The sequence below is a fragment of the Clostridium subterminale genome (genome assembly GCF_039521425.1).
Taxonomy (GTDB): Bacteria; Bacillota; Clostridia; order Clostridiales; family Clostridiaceae; genus Clostridium_J; species Clostridium_J subterminale.
Genome location: NZ_BAAACI010000001.1, coordinates 490,195 through 510,042, shown reverse-complemented (window position 1 = coordinate 510,042; position 19,848 = coordinate 490,195). Strand labels below are relative to the sequence as shown.

Annotated in this window: 20 protein-coding genes; 14 read left to right on the top strand and 6 right to left on the bottom strand. The window is 29.4% G+C overall.

The features are described 5' to 3' along the window. Positions 1-4 precede the first annotated feature (4 nt). Both ABDZ93_RS02615 and ABDZ93_RS02610 read left to right on the top strand, forming a co-directional pair. Positions 5-565 carry an ECF transporter S component gene (locus tag ABDZ93_RS02615; protein WP_343823371.1) on the top strand — a complete coding sequence of 187 codons (561 nt, stop codon included), beginning with the start codon at positions 5-7 and terminating at the stop codon, positions 563-565. Position 566: 1 nt separating this feature from the next. Further along, positions 567-1,256: a radical SAM protein gene (locus tag ABDZ93_RS02610; protein ID WP_343823369.1), complete on the top strand. Its 690-nt coding sequence runs from the start codon at positions 567-569 to the stop codon at positions 1,254-1,256. Between the two features lie 72 nt (positions 1,257-1,328). Here ABDZ93_RS02610 and ABDZ93_RS02605 read toward each other — a convergent pair whose 3' ends face one another. Then, positions 1,329-2,222 (bottom strand): D-alanine--D-alanine ligase, encoded by an 894-nt coding sequence (locus ABDZ93_RS02605; protein ID WP_343823367.1) that lies wholly within the window; start codon positions 2,220-2,222, stop codon positions 1,329-1,331. A 258-nt stretch (positions 2,223-2,480) separates the two neighbouring features. Between ABDZ93_RS02605 and ABDZ93_RS02600 the strand changes: the two genes are divergently transcribed. Next, positions 2,481-3,962 carry a nicotinate phosphoribosyltransferase gene (locus tag ABDZ93_RS02600; RefSeq protein ID WP_343823365.1) on the top strand — a complete coding sequence of 494 codons (1,482 nt, stop codon included), beginning with the start codon at positions 2,481-2,483 and terminating at the stop codon, positions 3,960-3,962. Positions 3,963-4,093: 131 nt separating this feature from the next. Here the strand turns inward: ABDZ93_RS02600 and ABDZ93_RS02595 are convergent, their stop codons facing one another. From ABDZ93_RS02595 to ABDZ93_RS02575, 5 genes are all read right to left on the bottom strand, one after another. Further along, the gene (locus ABDZ93_RS02595) at positions 4,094-4,399 is read right to left on the bottom strand and encodes a hypothetical protein (protein WP_343823363.1); all 306 of its coding nucleotides are present in this window, start codon (positions 4,397-4,399) and stop codon (positions 4,094-4,096) included. Between the two features lie 17 nt (positions 4,400-4,416). Continuing rightward, positions 4,417-5,208 (bottom strand): SDR family NAD(P)-dependent oxidoreductase, encoded by a 792-nt coding sequence (locus ABDZ93_RS02590; RefSeq protein ID WP_343823361.1) that lies wholly within the window; start codon positions 5,206-5,208, stop codon positions 4,417-4,419. Between the two features lie 108 nt (positions 5,209-5,316). Beyond that, on the bottom strand, positions 5,317-6,780 hold the full coding sequence (locus ABDZ93_RS02585; RefSeq protein ID WP_343823359.1) for a UDP-N-acetylmuramoyl-L-alanyl-D-glutamate--2,6-diaminopimelate ligase: 1,464 nt from the start codon (positions 6,778-6,780) through the stop codon (positions 5,317-5,319). Between the two features lie 130 nt (positions 6,781-6,910). Then, positions 6,911-7,399: a hypothetical protein gene (locus ABDZ93_RS02580; RefSeq protein ID WP_343823358.1), complete on the bottom strand. Its 489-nt coding sequence runs from the start codon at positions 7,397-7,399 to the stop codon at positions 6,911-6,913. A 193-nt stretch (positions 7,400-7,592) separates the two neighbouring features. Continuing rightward, positions 7,593-8,471: a metallophosphoesterase gene (locus tag ABDZ93_RS02575; RefSeq protein ID WP_343823356.1), complete on the bottom strand. Its 879-nt coding sequence runs from the start codon at positions 8,469-8,471 to the stop codon at positions 7,593-7,595. A gap of 234 nt (positions 8,472-8,705) precedes the next feature. On the opposite strand from ABDZ93_RS02575, the gene ABDZ93_RS02570 reads away from it, so the two are divergent. From ABDZ93_RS02570 to ABDZ93_RS02520, 11 genes are all read left to right on the top strand, one after another. After that, entirely contained in the window at positions 8,706-9,731 is a 1,026-nt protein-coding gene (locus ABDZ93_RS02570) for a threonine aldolase family protein (protein ID WP_343823353.1), read from the top strand. 262 nt (positions 9,732-9,993) lie between these two features. Then, on the top strand, positions 9,994-11,184 hold the full coding sequence (locus ABDZ93_RS02565; protein WP_343823351.1) for a MerR family transcriptional regulator: 1,191 nt from the start codon (positions 9,994-9,996) through the stop codon (positions 11,182-11,184). A gap of 123 nt (positions 11,185-11,307) precedes the next feature. Then, a complete protein-coding gene (gene arcA, locus ABDZ93_RS02560; protein ID WP_343823349.1) occupies positions 11,308-12,540 on the top strand; it encodes an arginine deiminase in 1,233 nt (410 codons plus the stop codon). Positions 12,541-12,702: 162 nt separating this feature from the next. Continuing rightward, positions 12,703-13,698: an ornithine carbamoyltransferase gene (gene argF, locus ABDZ93_RS02555; protein ID WP_343823347.1), complete on the top strand. Its 996-nt coding sequence runs from the start codon at positions 12,703-12,705 to the stop codon at positions 13,696-13,698. A gap of 149 nt (positions 13,699-13,847) precedes the next feature. Continuing rightward, positions 13,848-14,783, top strand: coding sequence for a carbamate kinase (arcC, locus tag ABDZ93_RS02550; protein ID WP_343823345.1), 936 nt, complete (start codon positions 13,848-13,850; stop codon positions 14,781-14,783). Between the two features lie 221 nt (positions 14,784-15,004). Then, complete coding sequence (locus ABDZ93_RS02545; protein ID WP_343823343.1) at positions 15,005-15,289, top strand: putative quinol monooxygenase; 285 nt, start codon at positions 15,005-15,007, stop codon at positions 15,287-15,289. 451 nt (positions 15,290-15,740) lie between these two features. Beyond that, on the top strand, positions 15,741-16,640 hold the full coding sequence (gene rocF, locus ABDZ93_RS02540; protein ID WP_343823341.1) for an arginase: 900 nt from the start codon (positions 15,741-15,743) through the stop codon (positions 16,638-16,640). Between the two features lie 221 nt (positions 16,641-16,861). After that, positions 16,862-17,050, top strand: coding sequence for a DUF1858 domain-containing protein (locus ABDZ93_RS02535; protein WP_343823339.1), 189 nt, complete (start codon positions 16,862-16,864; stop codon positions 17,048-17,050). A 164-nt stretch (positions 17,051-17,214) separates the two neighbouring features. After that, a complete protein-coding gene (locus tag ABDZ93_RS02530; RefSeq protein ID WP_343823336.1) occupies positions 17,215-17,418 on the top strand; it encodes a heavy-metal-associated domain-containing protein in 204 nt (67 codons plus the stop codon). 69 nt (positions 17,419-17,487) lie between these two features. Continuing rightward, on the top strand, positions 17,488-18,354 hold the full coding sequence (locus ABDZ93_RS02525) for an SDR family oxidoreductase (RefSeq protein WP_343823334.1): 867 nt from the start codon (positions 17,488-17,490) through the stop codon (positions 18,352-18,354). A 225-nt stretch (positions 18,355-18,579) separates the two neighbouring features. Beyond that, positions 18,580-19,824 carry a metal-dependent hydrolase family protein gene (locus ABDZ93_RS02520; protein WP_343823332.1) on the top strand — a complete coding sequence of 415 codons (1,245 nt, stop codon included), beginning with the start codon at positions 18,580-18,582 and terminating at the stop codon, positions 19,822-19,824. Positions 19,825-19,848 lie beyond the last annotated feature (24 nt).

Sequence of the window (19,848 nt, the reverse complement as noted above, 5' to 3'; positions counted from 1 at the left end):
AAATATGAACAGTAAAAAGAATAAGAGAATTATATTTATGGGTTTAGCAGTAGCTATAAATTTAGTAGGAGGATTTATTGCATTGTCATTAAAACTTCCAATTTACATTGATACCATAGGAACTATTTTAGTTTCAATACTATTTGGACCAGTAAGTGGAGCTATGGTTGGAGGATTATCATCAATTATTAATGGTATAACTTTTGATCCCATATCATTTTATTTTTTACCAGTACAATTAGTGGTGGGAATAAGTACAGGAATGTTATTTAATGATAAGAAGGCTGGAGTTTTAAAGTCAATTTTAAGAATACTGCTAATTACTGTTTTAGGCTCAGCAACAGCAGCAGTGATTGCTTCCTTTGTTTTTCAAGGGGTAACTTCTTCAGGTTCAAGTATTTTAGTTGCAATACTTAAAAATTCAGGGATTAGTATTATTACAGCAGTTTTTTCTACTCAGATTTTTACAGATTTATTAGATAAAGCTGTGAGCTTTGGATTAGTATTTACATTTATTAAAATGCTACCATTAGATATTAAAAGTAAGATTGTTGGGAATGAATAGTATGGATAGATATAATATAATAACAGGAAAAAATAAAAGAGAAATAGTATTACTAAAGGCTTTTCCATGTGTTTGGGGGAAGTGTGCATTTTGCGATTATATAGAGGATAATTCAACAGATTCTTCAAAAATCAATGATATTAATAAGTCGGTGTTAAAGGAAGTAAAGGGAACATATGGTACCTTAGAAGTAATTAATTCAGGAAGTTGCTTTGAATTACCTAAAGAAACCTTAGAAAATATTAGACAAGTAATAAGAGAAAAGAATATAAAAAAGATGTTTTTAGAAAGCCATTGGTGCTATAGAAATAGGTTGCAAGAAATAAGAGATTTCTTTGGCATTGAGATTGTTTTTAAAATTGGAGTTGAAAGTTTTGATAATAATTTTAGAAATTTAGTGTTAAATAAAAATGCTAGATTTAAAGATTATAAGGAAGTTAGAAAGTATTTTAGCTCAGTATGCTTAATGGTAGGTATAAAAGGACAAAACAAAGAAATGATTAAAGAAGATATTGATATAGTGTTAAATCACTTTGATTATGGAACAATAAATATTTTTACAGAAAACACTACGAATATTAAGAGAGATGAAGAATTAATAAGTTGGTTTGAAAAGGAATATAAATTCCTTAAGGATGTTAGTAAAATTGAAGTATTATTTGAAAATACAGATTTTGGAGTAGGAGATTAATTTTAAGAATTAACTCATTAAGAGATAGAATATAAAAGGTGAGCCAATTAAAGTGGCTCATCTCTTATATTACTATATTAATGAAAATTCGATAATCTTATCTAGTAAAGTTGAATATTCCATTTTGGCAGCTTTTGCGCTTTTAGGAAATAGAGAATTTTTAGTCATACCAGGTAAAGTGTTTAGCTCTATTACATAGGGTTTGTTATTACTCATCATTATATCCACTCTTGCATAGGCTTTACAATCAAAGAGCCTATAACATTTTTTTGATATTTCATTGATTTCATTTTGAAGGGATTCAGGAAGGATAGCTACTTCCTCTAAGGTATCTGTATCATTGTACTTGGATTCATAATCAAAGAAAGTGCCTTTATGGATTATAGAAAGAATCGGTAATGTCTCACCATTTAATAGGGGAACAGTATACTCGCTACCATTTATATATTCTTCTATAATTATTTCATCATCATACTTAAATCCTTCTAATATAGCATTTCTAAGCTCATCTCTACTATAAACTAAAGAAATTCCAATGCTTGAACCACCACTGTTAGGTTTAATTATCATAGGATATTTTAATTTTTCTATTTCTTTTAAATTCACACCTTCATGTTTATATAGATTAACTCCATTTGCTATAGGAATACCTTCAGCTTTTAGAATTCTTTTACATTGCTTTTTATTCATGCAAAGGGCACTAGTCAAAGGATTACTCCCAGAATAATGAATTCCCAGACTTTCTAAAATGCTTTGAATAGCACCATCTTCTCCGAACTCTCCATGAAAGGCTAAAAAAGCAAAATCTAAATCATGAACTTTATCTATAACTTCTTTTTTAGAGTTTATAATCATAGGAATCACTTCATATTTATCTTTATTTAAGTTCTTAAATATCTCTTCTCCAGATAAAAGAGATATTTCTCGTTCAAGGGAAATCCCACCCATTAATACTCCAACTCTCATATATACATCTCCTTAAATTTATTTTTCTTATACTATAATTATATTTCAATGAAAGAAAAGAGAAAGTACCATAAAGTGATGAATTTTAGATAAGGGTGGTTTAAGGAGTAATATTTATGAAGAATTTGTTGGTATAGTCCTTAGTATAATAATCCAAGAATTAAGAAATAACTATGAATAACATATTTATTTTTGAGTATAAGTCTTTGATTTAATAAGGATTAATAGGAAAACTAAGGAAAGGAAGCTTGCTAACATATGAATATTAAAATAGATGGCAGTATGAATATAAAGAGAAATCTAAGCATGTTAACGGATTTTTATCAATTAACTATGGGAAATGGGTATCTAAAGAAGGGTATGAGGGATAGAATAGCATATTTTGATATGTTTTTCAGAAAAATTCCCGATGATGGTGGATATGCAATAACAGCTGGGCTAGAACAACTGATAGAATATATAAATAATCTGAGTTTTTCTGAAGACGATATAAAATTTTTAAGGGAAAGAGAAATATTTTCTGAAGATTTTTTGGAGTATTTAAGAGATTTTAAATTTCAATGTGATATATGGGCTATTCCAGAAGGAACTGTGGTATTTCCTAATGAGCCAATAATAACTGTTAGGGGACCACTTCCTCAAGCTCAATTAATAGAAACCATGCTACTTTTAACTATAAATCATCAAAGCTTAATTGCTACTAAAGCAAGCAGAGTTGTTAGAGCATCCCAGGGGAGAGGGGTTTTAGAATTTGGATCTAGAAGAGCTCAAGGCTATGATGGAGCTCTATTAGGAGCAAGGGCTGCTTATATAGGAGGATGTTTTGGTACTGCCTGTACAATGGTAGAAGAACTATATGGAATTCCATCAGTAGGAACCATGGCTCATAGTTGGATTCAAAGCTTTCATAATGAATATGAAGCCTTTAAAGCCTATGCAGAAGTTTATCCAACCTCCAGTATACTTCTTGTAGATACCTATAATACGCTTAAAAGTGGTGTACCTAATGCAATAAGAGTTACTAAGGAGATATTAGAGCCAAAGGGAAATAGGTTAAAGGGGATTAGGTTAGATAGTGGAGATATTGCATATCTTTCAAAGGCTGCGAGGAAAATGTTAGATGAAGCTGGCATGAAAGATTGCAAAATAACTGCATCTAATTCCTTAGATGAATACCTTATAAGTGATTTGTTACTACAAGGGGCAGAGATAGATATCTTTGGAGTAGGAGAAAATCTAATAACTTCTAAATCAAATCCTGTATTTGGAGGGGTATATAAGTTAGTGGCTATAGAAAATGGTAATAAATTAGAGTCTAAAATAAAATTAAGTGAAAATCCAGAGAAGGTAACTAATCCTGGATTTAAAAAATTGTATAGATTTTATCACAAGGCAACCAATAAAGCAGTAGGGGATTTACTGACCTTGAGGGATGAAGTATTAGATGAAAGTAAGCCTTATATTCTTTTTGATCCCGTTCATACATGGAAAAAAACAGTTCTAACAGACTATTATGTAAAGGAATTACAAGTAAAAATCTTTGATAAAGGAGAGTGTGTATATTTATCTCCTAGTATTAAAGAAATTAGAGAGTATTGCAAAGGACAGGTTGAAACCTTGTGGGAGGAGTCTTTGAGACTTAAAAATCCTCACAATTACTATGTAGACTTATCTGAAAAACTATGGACACTAAAATATGATTTAATTAATAAATATTCAAATGAAGAAAATCATTCTTAGAATAAGTTAATTATCAATATATATATAAATCTAAAATGACTATATGATATGGATGTCACATAGTCATTTTATGGTTTCAATTTTTTATTTTGTTCCTTACAGTACATATTTTTATAAAGTATTAATAGAAATTATTTATTCATTAATGGTAAGCTATTTACATTTACAGAGTCATTTCTATTATTAAGATTTTTTAGAGTTTCATGACCTTTCTCTGTTTTACCTAACGCATCTATTAGTATATTTTTAGAATTTTGAGTCTGAATTGTATGTTGATCCTTAACTTGTTCTTCGTTGGAAAAATCATCGTTAATTTTTAAATGATCTAAATCTTTATTTAAAGTAGTTACATGGTATAAATCATCATCCATAGAAGAAATGATATCTTTTGGCTTAAATAGAATTTCTTCAAATTTATTATTATATTTAATAGTCATTATGAGCCTCCTTATAATTATTTTTTTAATATATTTTTAGCTTTCGCAATACATCCCTGAACATAAGGAGCTATGTATCTAAATTTAGGGTGAGGTTCTTCTGCAGCAGCTACATATTTCATAACTATGCTATCCATATTAGTTGATTCAGTTAGTTTAAAGTATAGATATTGTTTACGCTGTAATTTATTTATTCTATTTTTAAAGTATGAGTTTACCTTCATCCAATTAAACTGTTTACTTACATTTAATTGATTGAAACCTGTAGCATAGGAGCCAGGTTCAATTAAGATTACAGGAATATTTACTCTTGGAAGTTGCTTAAGTTCTTTATTTAAGCAATAACCAATAGATTCAAGTGCGAATTTAGTGGAACAGTAGGGGGATAAAAATGGTATAGCTATGCGACCAGTTAAGGAAGAGAGAAATATAATTCTGCCCTTTCTTCTTTTTATCATCCCTTTCAAAACAATCTGAGTCAGTTCTATAGGACAAAACACATTAGTTTCAAAAGTAGCTCTAAATCTATTTACATCTATTTCAGCTATGGAACCAGAATCTCCTATGGCGGCGTTATTTATTAGTACATCTATCGGTAAGTCTCTTACTTTTTCTCTATCCTCTTTACATAATACATCTAACTTAAAGCTTTCAATGGGAAGTTTCCATTTTCTATTTAACATATTTAATTTGTATGCTTGTTCATCGGTATGAGTGGTTGCATAAACATAGTGACCTCTACTAGCCAAGGTTATAGCTGCTTTACGTCCAAGACCAGAACCACAACCAGTTATTAATATATGTTTCAATATTATCACCTCAGGTTTAGTATGTGTTTTATTTCATTTATAATTCTTTTTATAAAAATAATGACTTAAGGAAATTTATCCATAAGTCACTAATAAATAATATATTTCTTATTTAAAAAAGTTTTTAATAGCATTTTTAACAACTTCTCTATCATCAAGATAAAATTTTCTCTTACCTATAATCTGATAGTCTTCATGACCTTTTCCAGCGATTATAAGTAAATCATCATCTTTTAGTATTTTTAATCCTCTTTCTATGGCATTTTTTCTATTAATGATTTTTTCATAAGGAGTTATTGTAGATAGTATTCCTAATTCTATGTCATCAATGATTAGTCTTGGATTTTCAGTTCTAGGATTATCAGAAGTAATTATACAATAATCTGATAAGGAGCCAGCTATTTTACCCATAATCCCACGCTTAGTGATATCCCTATCTCCACCACAACCAAAGATAGTGATAATTCGCCCACAGGTTATTTCTCTTGCCATAATGAGGAGTTTCTCTAAAGCATCTGGAGTATGAGCATAATCTACTATAACATTTTTATTTAAGTTGTTTTCTACCAATTCAATTCTACCAGGAACAGGGTTAATATTAGGGAGTAGTTTTATGATATTCTCAATGCTCATATCCATAGAATAGCAAGCAGCTATTGTAGCTAAAACGTTGTATATAGTAAATTTACCGGGAATTTTTATATTAACTTCGTTGCAAGTTTTTTTGAAATTGACTTTAAAGCTAACAGAATTCTTTCTGTATATTACATTAGTAGCTTGAATATCAGCTGGATTTTCTATTCCGTAAGTTAGTATTTTACATGTGGCTTCTTTTATTATTTCTTTTGAAATATTATCATCTATATTAACAATTCCTAATTTGCATTTATGAAATAACTTCATTTTTTCTCTTTTATAGGCTTCCATGGTGCCATGTTCATCTAAGTGATCTTGAGATAGGTTAGTAAAGATTCCTATATCAAAATCACAAAAATCTACTCTATGTTTTGCCAGAGCAGAAGAAGTAACTTCCATAATAATACTATTAGCATTATTATCTTTAAATTCTCTAAAGGCTTTCTGAAGTTCTAAAGCTTCAGGAGTAGTTGGAGTTGTTTTAATAATATTTACTTTATGTTTGGTGAGTTCAAAGCCTAAGGTACCGATGACGCCTACAGTTTTCCCATAAGATTCTAATACATCCTTGATATAATGTGTAACTGTAGTTTTCCCATTTGTTCCTGTTACTCCTACAAGTTTTATCTCTTTTGAAGGTTCATTATAAAATAAAGTACATATACTAGCTAAAGAAATTCTAGTATCTTTAACTTTTATGATAACTATAGATTTATTTAAATAAGCAATATCCTTTTCAACTAAGATAGCTATAGCACCATTTTTAACAGCTTCATCTATAAAATTATGACCATCTGCGTTATTGCCATTTATACATATAAATAAAGAGTTTGGCTTTATCTCTCTAGAATCATAACTTATATGATCAATGTTTAAATCCACATATCCATTTATTAAGGTATAACTTATTTGATTAAGCAATTTATATAATTTCATTATTATTCCTCCGTAACTAAATAAACTCATTTATTCTTATTATACGGAGTAGATTTACTATAAATAGTGTTTAAATTGCTTAAAATATTGCAAAAAGTGCTTATGAAATAATGAGTTAGTATAAAATGATTTATTTGTAGGGATCATAGCTACCTTTGAATTCTTCATGCTGAATATTAGATGGACGTTTAAAAAATATGGTTGCTGGTTCATAAAATTCAGTAAAAGAGTGAAGAAGGCCCATATGAACTTTTGCTATTACTTTTTTATTATTTTTGGTAATAGTATGTTCAGGACTATAAGTAAATGCAAATATAATAAAACTAAAAAAGCTAAATATTAGTATAAGTAAAGTAGCTAAAGTAAAGGTAAGGTTTTTTAAAAATTTACGTTTACATAAATTGCATAAAGCTGTAGCGAAAAAAATTATTAGACTAATTCCGATTAGGTATAAACAAATACTTGCAATCATATCAATCCAACCTCTAAAACACAAGTTTAGAGGTTTTATAATAATGCTTACAGATAAATAAAGAATTACTATTAAGGAAGTGATAATCAATGGATATAATGATCCTTTGTAGTTTTTTGGAACTTTAGCATTAAATTTTTTCAACATTTTTTATTTCCTCCTATAAATAAAAATCTTAGACAAATAAAAGTTTACAATCTAAGATTACCATAGGTGTTAAAATATTACAACAAATATTTACTGTATATCAATAAATATTTGTTGGCGTATATGACATAAGGAGGGTTGCATTTAGATTTACAATTAAGGTTTGCAACTGAGGGAATAGTATCTTATCAATTTATTCATTTGATAAAGTTACAACTACTAATTCAGGACGATTAAATATTCTTTGAGGAGCGAGACTATTACCAAGACCTCTACTAACTACTAAGGATGTAGAGGTTAATTTATGAATTCCATTAGTATATTTGGGGAAAAAGCCTTGATCTGGAGCTATAATTCCACCTAAAAAAGGAAGGCGAATTTGTCCACCATGGGCATGTCCGGAAAATACTAAATCTATATTTTCTTTAGCATAAAAGGTAATTAGTTCAGGTCTATGAGAAAGTAGGATAGTAAAATTGTTTTTACTTTCAGCTTTTAGGTTACCTAAAATTTCATCAAAGCCTAAAGGAGAGTTAGGGTATTTGGAACTATCTATGGGATTAAAGCATATGTCTGCTAGTCCGAGAATAGAAATAGTATCACCGTTTAACTTTATGTTTTTATGAGTGTTGTCCATATTTATAACTCCATATTCTTCAAAGATGATTTTTAATTCATCATATAAATCTGATCTTGATTCATGATTTCCAGATACATAGTATACAGGAGCTATATTTATAGCTGATTTAATATAGGAAATAGCTATATTTATATTATCTTTATCTGTCCTTCGACTATCAATTAAATCACCAGTAATTACAATTATATTTGGACTAATTTCTTTAGTTAGGGATATAAGATTTTTTTGATTAGCTCCAAATTCTTTATTATGTAAATCAGAAATTTGAAGTATTTTATATCCATCAAAACCCCTAGGTATTTTTGAGTTTACATGTTTTATATTTGTTACAGCTATGTCATTATTTTGCCAATAGCAGAAAATTATAATGACTATCAGTAAAATTATTATAATTATTAAATTTTTTATATTCATTATGTTTCTATAAATCATAATACACATCCTAATATTAATTAATAGCATATACTATTATATAAAATAGTAATTTCTAAAATAGTATATTCATAGTATACACAAATATATTTCATTACTAAAGATAAATACATAATAGTTAACACATAAGTAATAAATGTAAAAAACACTATGATAACCTTTCATGATTCTATTTAGCATTTATTGATATTTGAATGATGAAGTGATAGAATATGAAAAAATGGAGGTAATATTATGTATAGTTTTAAAAATGACTATAGTGAAGGAGCACATTCAAGAATATTAGAGGCATTAATCAAGTGTAATATGAAGCAGAGTGAAGGTTACGGAGAAGACATATTTACAGCAAAGGCTATTAAGTTAATTAAGGAGAAAATAAGGAGAGAAGATGTAGATGTTCATCTTTTAGTAGGAGGAACGCAAACTAATCTTACTTCTCTATCAGCCTTTTTAAGACCTCATGAAGCCGTTATTGCAGCAAATACTAGTCACGTGTTAGTTCATGAAACTGGAGCTATTGAAGCTACGGGACATAAGGTTATTTCTGTAGATGTAGAAGATGGAAAATTAACAAGAAAAAATATAGAAACTGTGATAGAAGAGCATACTGATGAACATATGGTAAAACCAAAACTTGTATATATTTCAAACTCTACAGAAATAGGAACGATATATAAAAGAGAAGAGGTAGAAGAGTTAAGTCAGGTATGTAAAAAACATGATTTATATCTATATCTTGATGGTGCACGATTAGGGTCTGCGCTATGTTCTAAAGAAAATAATATGAAAATCTATGAATTATCTCAATTAGTAGATGCCTTTTATATAGGTGGAACCAAGGGGGGAGCTTTAATGGGAGAGGCTCTTATAATATGTAGAGATGCTTTAAAAAAGGATTTCAGATACCATATTAAACAAAAGGGTGCTCTACTTGCAAAAGGAAGGTTACTAGGAATTCAATTTGAAGAATTATTTAAAGATAACCTATACTTTGATTTAGCAACTCATGCTAATAATATGGCAGAGATTCTAAAAAAGGGTATAGAAGATGCTGGTTACAGCTTTATGATTAATTCATCTAGCAATCAAGTATTTCCTATACTACCTAATAATTTAATTAAAGAACTTGAGAAAAAATACTTATTTATAACTTGGGAAAAAATCGATAAAGAGAATTCGGCTATTCGTCTTGTTACATCTTGGACAACAGAAAATGAAAAAGTATTAGAGTTTATAGCTGATGTGAAATTATATAATTAATGTATAAAAAGATAGAAAACTAGAGTTAACTAGTTAATTCTATCTTTTTTATTATATAACAATATAAGTATTAAATCGTAAATTTCAAATTTTATAAAAAAGTAAGAATATTATGGAAAATTATGATACAATTATTACATGTAACACTTAGTATGTTGTAAAAATGTAATAAAATTCATAAAAAGGTATTGACAGTTACCTTACGTAACCTTCTATTATATTAGTATAGGGTAAGGTATACGATTGCTTTGGAGGGATAAATATGAATAGTAATGAATTTTATACCACAGGGGAATTTGCAAAGAAAGCAGGAGTTACCATTAGAACTATTAGATATTATGATAGCAAAGGAATTCTTAAGCCATCATATACAAATGACCTAGGATATAGATATTATTCCGATGAAGATTTCATAAAATTAAAAAAGATCTTAGCATTAAAGTACTTGGGATTATCCTTAGATGAAATTATAAGCACAGAAAAGTGTGATTATAAGAAAGAAGATATTATGAATTCTCTGAAACTTCAGAAAAGTATTATTAAAAACAAGATGAATAATATGAAGGTAGTATTAAATGCTATAGAAACTGCTGAATTTAGTATAAATGAGAACTCTAATATGAAATGGGAAGAGGCTATTGATGTAATAAAATCTCTGGAGAGTGAAAAAGAATTATTACAACGTAGCAGAGATGCATCTAATTTAAACGAAGGTGTGAAGCTAATGGATAGATTCTCGACAAACAGATACGGGTGGTATCCATGGGTATTTGATAATATAAAAATCAAAAATAAGGATAAGGTTTTAGAAGTAGGTTGTGGTAATGGAGTTTTATGGACTAAAAATATGGACAATCTACATAAAAGTATAGAAGTTACTCTAACAGAGATATGTGAAGAAATGATAAATGAAGCAAAGTTAAATTTAGGAAATGATTCCAAGAGGTTTAATTTTATAATAACTGATTTAACTTCATTACCTTTTGATGACAATAGTTTTGATGTAGTAATTGCTAATCATATATTATTCTTTATGAAAGATATAGATTTAGCTTTGGCTGAAATTAGTAGAGTTGTTAAACCTAATGGTGTAGTGTATTGTTCTACTATTGGAAGTAATCATTTAAAAGAGTTACAAGAGTTAATGCTAAGCTTTAGTAGTAGTATACGTATATATGAAGATAAGTTATCTTCTAAATTTGGGTTAGAGAATGGAGAAAAAATACTTAATAGATATTTTAATAAAGTAGAGAAAGTTTTGTATTATGATAAACTTATAGTTAATGATACCAATAATATATTAGAATATATATATTCTATACCTGGAAATATATTAGATATTATTGATTCCAAGAAAAAAGAATTTGAAGGTTATATTAGAAAAACTATTGATAATAATGGAGAAATTTATATAACCAATAGTTTAGGTTTATTTAAGGCTAAAAATATATGAGATGTAAACTTTTACTTGTGTAAAACAATATTACATAATTTATTACTTAGGTTATGGGATATTGATATTATAAATAAAAAATTGTTAGTTTTAAAAAAGTAATTTTAATTAACAAAATATTACATGAGAAAGGAAAGAGTTATGGGAATAAGTGTTACAAGCGAAATTAAACCGTTAAAAAAAGTCTTGTTGCATAGGCCTGGTGCTGAAATTGAGAACTTAACACCGGAATATCTGGAGAGGTTATTATTTGATGATATTCCTTATTTAAAAGTAGCACAGGAAGAACATGATGCCTTTGCACAGGTTTTGAGAAACAATGGAGTAGAAGTTGTATATTTACATGAATTAGCAGCAAAAGTAATGGAAGAACCAGATGTTAAAGATGAATTTATTAAAATGTTTATAAAAGAAGCAAAGGTAGAAAGTGACCAAGTTCAAGAAGAATTATATAACTATTTGAGTAGCTTTAATTGCAATGAAGAGCTAATTAGAAAGACTATGGCTGGAATTAGCAAGTCAGAATTGAAAGAAGCAAAGGTAAAGCATTTAGAGGATTATGTAAATGAAGCATATCCTTTTATTACAGATCCAATGCCAAATCTTTATTTTACAAGAGATCCTTTTGCATCCATAGGAAACGCTATAAGTTTAAATAGGATGTATTCTGAAACGAGAAATAGAGAAACTATATATGCACACTTTATATTTAAATATCATCCTGATTTTAAGGGAACTAATAGGTTATACAACAGAGATTTTGAGTATCATATAGAAGGTGGAGATATTCTTAATATATCTGAAAAGGTTCTTGCTATAGGAATATCTCTAAGAACAGCGCCACAGGCTATTGAGAAAATATCAGAGAGAATATTCTTTGAAACACCAGATAGTAAAATTGAAACTGTATTAGCATTTAAAATACCAAAAACTAGAGCATATATGCACTTAGATACAGTATTTACTCAGGTTGACCATGATAAGTTTACTATTCATCCACAAATAGAAGGACCTCTTGAGATATTTGAATTAACTAAAGGGGAAAATGGAAAAGTGAAGCTTACCAAGGAAAATATGACATTGCAAGAGATATTGTCGAAATATTTAGAATGTGATGTGAAGTTAATTAGATGTGGTGGGGGCGATTATGTAATTTCACAAAGAGAGCAATGGAATGATGGTTCTAACACTTTGTGTATAAGACCTGGTGAAGTTATTGTATATTCAAGGAACTATGTAACTAATAAGATATTAGAGGAATATGGAATAAAAACTCATGTTATACCATCATCAGAATTGTCAAGGGGTCGTGGGGGTCCAAGATGTATGTCTATGCCTTTAATTCGTGAATCTTAAAGATATAAATACAACTAAAATTTATTCAATATTATAAATTTACAAAAATTAAAATATATTCACAAAATAAAAAAACTTCTTTAAGTATTCAATAACTAAATACTAAAGGAGAATAAAATAAAACTATACAAAAAAATATAACATATCAGGGGGAGTATAACAATGGCAATTAATTTAAGAGGACGTTCATTTTTGAAATTACTGGATTTTACACCAGAAGAAATTAGATATTTATTAGACTTATCTAAGAACTTCAAAAATTTAAAGAGAGCCGGAGTACCTCATAAAAATTTAGAGGGAAAGAATGTTGCAATACTATTTGCTAAGGATTCTACTAGAACAAGATGTTCCTTTGAAGTAGGAGCTATGGATTTAGGTATGGGCGTAACTTATTTAGGACCTACAGGTTCTCAAATGGGTAAAAAAGAATCTATTGCGGATACAGCTAGAGTATTAGGTAGAATGTATGATGGTATAGAATATAGAGGTTTTGACCAAGAAATAGTTGAAGAATTAGCAGCTTACGCAGGAGTTCCAGTTTGGAATGGATTAACAACTGAGTTCCATCCAACTCAAATGCTTGCAGACTTATTGACTATAGAGGAGAAGTTTGGAAGATTAAAAGGAATTAACTTTGTATATATGGGTGATGCTAGAAATAATATGGGTAACTCTTTAATGGTTGCTTGTGCAAAAATGGGATTAAACTTTACAGCTTGTGCACCTAAGGAATTATTCCCAGCTGAAGAGCTAGTTGAAACTTGTAAAGCAATTGCTAAGGAAAATGGATGCACTATAACATTAACCGAAGATGTTATGGCTGGAACTAAAAATGCAGATGTTATCTATACTGATGTTTGGGTATCTATGGGGGAACCAGATGAAGTTTGGGAAGCAAGAATAAAAGAGTTAAGACCATATCAAGTAAATAGAGCAGCTATGGAAAATGCCAATCCAGAAGCTATATTTATGCACTGTTTACCAGCATTCCATGATTTAAAAACTGTAGTAGGAAAAGAAATGGGAGAAAAATTTGGAATGACTGAAATGGAGGTTACTGACGAAGTATTTGAATCAAAACAATCTGTAGTATTTGATGAAGCTGAAAATAGAATGCATACAATTAAAGCAGTTATGGCTGCAACTATAGGGCTATAATAATTAAACCCCTTTCTTATAATTGAGAAAGGAAGGGGTTTAACCTATTATTTAATTAACTAAACAATAAGATATTATATTTAAGCCATAGATAAAAATATAATATTCTCAACATATTTTATATTTAAATTATATATGAGGTGAATTAAATGAAGGAACTAGTAATAGCTTTAGGGGGAAACGCCTTAGGAAAAACAGCTGAAGAACAATTAGAGTTAGTTAAACATACAGCAAAAACCATCGTTGACTTAGTAGAAGAAGGTTATAATGTAATTGTTGGTCATGGGAATGGTCCACAGGTAGGGATGATAAACTTAGCTATGGAATTTGCAGCAAATAATGGAGCAAATACTCCATTAATGCCTTTTGCAGAATGCGGTGCCATGAGTCAAGGGTACATTGGATATCACTTACAGCAATCCATTAGAACAGAGCTTTTATCTAGAGGAATTAGAAAAAATGTTGCTACTGTAGTTACTCAGGTTGTAGTTAATGAAAATGATGAAGCTTTTAAAAACTTAAGTAAACCAGTAGGAATGTTCTATAGCAAGGAAGAAGCTGAAAAAATAGCTGCGGAGAAAGGGTTTACCTTTGTAGAGGATGCAGGTAGAGGATATAGAAGAGTAGTTGCATCTCCACAGCCACAAAAAATTGTAGAGCTTGAAACAGTTAAACAATTAGTTGAACAAGGAACTATAGTTATTACTGTTGGAGGTGGTGGTATTCCTGTAGTAGAGGAATCAGATGGATCTCTTAGAGGTGTTGCAGCAGTTATAGATAAAGATAAATCAAGCGCTAAACTTGCAAAAGATCTAGATGCAGAAATGCTGGTTATTTTAACAGCTGTTGATAGAGTTTGTATAAACTTTAATAAGTCAAATCAAAAAGAACTATCAGAAATTAATTTAGAAGATGCAGGTAAATATATACAAGAAGGCCACTTTGCTAAGGGTTCAATGTTACCTAAAGTAGAAGCATGTATGGACTATGTTAAATTCAGTAATAATGGTAAAGCATTAATAACTTCTCTAGAAAGAGCTAAAGAAGCATTACATGGTAATACAGGAACTATAATAACAAAATAGTAATATTTTCTCTAGATTAAACTAGAGTAGGAGGATTTATAACAGCTATGAATGATGTTTTAAGTCCTCATTTTTATATATAAATTTTAGTAAAGATGATAAAATTATTTTATATTATGTATAACTAACTAATATTTTTCTATTCTGTGAAGATGAAAGCTAATAGTGGAGAAATTTCGGTGAGTATTAACTAAAATAATTAATCATGGAGGTGTATTAATATGATTACTATTGTAGCAAAAAAAACTATAAAGGAAGATAAAAAAGAAGAATTTAAAAACTTAGCTAATAAGCTTATAGAAGAAAGTAGGAAAGAAACTGGATGTATAGAGTATAATCTATACGAGGAGTTGAATAATAGTAATGTAGTTGCATTTATTGAGGTTTGGAAAAATGAAGAAGCGATAAATTCACATAACAATACAAGACATTTTACTGCTCTCGTACCAGAACTTGCTAAATTCCAAGAGGGAGAAACAGAAATAACTCTTTATAAAAAAATATAGTTAGAAAGCCTATTTCAATATTATCCTTGAAATAGGCTTTATTAGTATTTAATAAAATCCTCCTTAATCCTTTTTTAATTAATGTATAAAAATACACATTGTCAAAATATAAAATGGATTATATGTAAAATTATATTAAAAAAGAAATTTCATAAAATATACCTTGAAATAAAATGAAGTTTATTACATATATTATAAAACCTTAAAGATAACCATATAATTATCCAGTAAAATAGTGAATAATGTAACTATTATTATATAAAAATATATATATTCAATAAAATAAATATTAGTTTTCTATTGTAATTTTATTAGTTTTGGAATAAAGTATTAATTGCTGATAAATTTCTAGGTTATATTAGATAGATACATAATAGAAATAGGGATTTGAAAGTAAAATTTAACTGAATGCTAATATAACATAAGTGGCATTTTAACGGAGGGGAATTATATGGATATTAACTTAATTGGAGTACCTCTTTATTATGGATGTGATAGAGTAGGGGTAGAAAATGGACCAGATGAATTAAGAGAAAATGGAATTAAAGAATTATTAGAAAATCATAAAAATAAGGTATATGATTTAGGTAATATTTATGTTGATAATACAAAGGATAAGCAACCGTTTGAAGCCGGAGTAAATGCAAAATACATCAATGAAATTTTAGAAGTAACTGAGAATTTAGCTAATTCGGTTTATAGTTCCCTATGTAGTGGAGGTTTTCCTATAACTTTAGGTGGAGATCATGCTTTAGCTATGGGAAGTGTTGCAGGATCAAGTAAATATTTCCATGGGGATATAGCTGTAATATGGATTGATGCCCATGGTGATATAAATACCTTTGAAACAAGTCCCACAGGAAATGTTCATGGTATGCCATTAGCTGCATCCATGGGATTTGGAGATGAATCTTTAACAGATTTATATTTTAAAGGTATAAAAGTTAAAAAGGAAAATGTATTTATAATAGGGGCAAGAGATTTAGATGAAGGTGAACTTCAATTAATTAAAGATATAGATTTAACTGTTTGGACTATGGATAAAGTAAAAGAGATAGGTGTAGATCAAGTGTGTGTGGAACTTTTAGAGGTTTTAAAAGCACGAGGAATAAAAAATATTCATATTAGCTTTGATATAGATTCTGTAGATCCCAAATTAATAAAGGGTACAGGAACTCCAGTTCCAAATGGATTTAATATAAATGATGCAGAGAAGTTATTAACCAGCATATTTAATACTAGATTGGTTAAATCGATGGACTTTGTAGAATTTAATCCATATTTGGATGATACTGATACTACTTTAAAAAGTTGTATGACATTAATAAAGAAAATAGGAGAATTAATATAGATATAAAAATTAAATAATTAGAATCTGAGAAATGGAGTATAATATGTTTAATGATATATGTTTATCCGATGACTATCAGCTCTAATACTTCCATCTTCTTCAAAGTGGGAGTAAAGAGTTGCTATGTCCTTGGATAATGATTTCTACGCTTCAGTGGGAGAAAAGCTCCCTCTGAAGCTAAGAACTCTGTTTATATCAAAATTAAAATGGAGGTAATAGTTATGCAAGTAACAAAAGAAATGACTATTGGAGAAGTAATAAGACAAAATGAGAAAGCAGCAGAAGTTTTAATGAGTTTTGGGATGGGGTGTGTTGGGTGTCCTTCAGCACAAGCAGAAACTCTTGAAGAAGCGTGTATGGTTCATGGATTAAGAATAGATGAGTTATTAAGTAAGCTTCAAACTATTTAGGAATAAAATAGGAGCTTTAAAGATGCTACATATGTAGCGTCTTTTTTTATATATTAGTTTAAGAAAATAAAAAATGGATAATTTAGAATCAGTAATCATATGAATAAAAATTGCTCTTTTAAAAGATAATATATTATAAAACTAATAATTGGAGGTAAATTAAAATGAAATCAGTACATTACAATGTTTCAGGATTAGTAAATTCAGAAAGTAGAACTAAGTTAAATAATTCTTTAGACAAAATTGAAGGTGTACAACAGGTTTGTGTTGATATAGGAAGAGGTACAGTAGAAGTAAATTATAATAGTCCAGCAACTCCAGAAGAAATTAAAGATTGTATTTGCCATACAGGGTATACGGTAAAGTAAAAACTAAAGATAAAGAAAGCGATAATAAAAATTAAGCTATTACTTTTTATATAGATAAGGAGTGTTAAGATGGACTATAATTTTCCAATTGGGTTTAAGCCTCAACATCAAAATATACAGCCAGGCATTGAAAGTGAAATGGAACCAAAACCTATCTATGAAATAGAAGATTATCACAAAACTTCAAACAGATTAAAGGGCAAAATAGCCTTAATTACAGGAGGAGATAGTGGTATAGGTAGGGCTGTTTCTATACTATATGCAAAAGAAGGGGCAAAGGTATGTATAATTTATTTAAATGAACATGAAGATGCTAATGAAACTAAAATACTTATTGAAGAAAGAGGTGGAGAGTGTTTACTTATATCTGGAGATATTGGTAATGAAGCTTTCTGTAAAGACGCTATAAAAAAAGTGATAGAAAAGTATGGAGTTATAAATATATTTGTATCGAATTCAGCAGAACAGCATGAATGTCAACAAATTAATGAAATAACTAGTGAACAGTTACATAAAACCTTTGATACAAACTTCTTTGGAGCATTTTATTTAACAAAGGAAGTGCTTTTTCATATGAAGAAGGGAGACTCTATAATATATACTACTTCTATAACAGCTTATGAGGGTAATGAAACTTTAATAGATTATTCTTGTACTAAAGGAGCTTTGACGGCTTTAACTAGAAGTTTAGCAAAATCATTAGCAACTAAAGGTATAAGAGTAAATGCAGTGGCACCAGGTCCAGTATGGACTCCGCTTATACCATCATCCTTTGATGCAAACAAAGTATCTACCTTTGGCAGTAATACTTTATTTAAGAGAGCTGGGCAACCTGTTGAAATTGCAGAGAGCTATGTATTCTTAGCTGGCGATGGAGCTTCATTTATAACTGGAGAAACTATTCACATAAATGGTGGTCAATTTATAACTAGTTAATAGCTTTTATAATTAAATCAATTTGGTTAGTTTATACTATGAGTAGATAATATAATTATTGTCTGCTCATTTTTATTAGATATGAGATAAATTATAAAAAGTATAAAATTAATCCTGTTTAATTTTACATATATGGTATAATAATGAGTTGAGGTAAGCTATTGGTATATGTTAAAGTAAATCCATAGTAAAAACTAATAATATGTATAATTTAGGGGGTAAAATATGAAAAGCATAGCTTTTATACATGGGCTTTTAATAAATGGGACAGGCGGTGAGCCTATAGAAAATTCCTTAGTCATTGTTAAAAATAAGAAAATTACTTATGCTGGAGTTATGAAAGACATAGAAGAGAATTGTGAAGTTATAGATATATCAGGAAAAACTATTATGCCAGGACTTATAGATTCTCATTTGCATTTTAGTGGAAATAGAACAGATAGTGATACAGAATGGGTATTAGAGCCTGTGATACAAAAGACAATAGTAGCTGTTGCACAAGCTAGAGAAGCTTTGGAGCATGGACTAACATCGGTGGGGGAAATTTCACGCTCTGGAATTCATCTTAGAAATATGATCGAAGAAGGAATAATATCTGGACCACGTATAGTTGCAACAGGATTAGGTTTTTGCAGAACTTCAGGTCATGGGGATTCGCATAAATTACCACTGGGATATAATGAGAATTCACATCCATGGGCAGAACGAGTGGATGGACCATGGGACCTACGTAAAGCTATAAGAAAAAGAATTCGTGAAAATCCTGATGCCATAAAAATATGGTCTACAGGAGGAGGAATATGGAGACATGATGCTAAAGCGGCTTCTCATTATTGTATGGAGGAGATACAAGCGGTAGTAGATGAATGCAACATGGTTGGCTTACCAGTTTGGTCTCATGCAGAAGGATATGAAGGGGCTTTAAATTCATGTAAGGCTGGAGTTTCTGCTATAATCCATGGTCAGGAATTAAATGAAGAGTGCTTAGAAATAATGAAGGAAAAGAATATAAGCTTTTGTCCAACCCTACAATTTTTCTATCAGTGGTTTACGGTGTACGAGCCTCCTTATAGAAAAATTTTAGATGATTACGAGGGAGATACAGTGGCTGAAAAGGAGCTAAACCGTATAATAAGTAATCTACGAAACGCCAATAAGAAGGGAATAAGAATAACAGTAGGTTCAGATTCCTTCTGTAGTAGCTTAACTCCTTATGGGGAATATGCAATCACTGAGATGTATACTCTTTGTAAAGCTGGACTTACCAACATGGAGGTAATTTTAGCAGCTACAAAAAATGGAGCAGAAATGTTAAGAATTGATGATATAACAGGTACTTTAGAGTTAGGAAAGTTTGCTGATATTATTGTATTGAATGGAAACCCATTAAAGGATATTCATGATATAAGAAGTGGTAACATGCAGGTGATTATGAAGGAAGGTGCCTTTGTAAAGAAAAGTATAAATTAATATTGTAAAAGAGTTGTCTTAAAA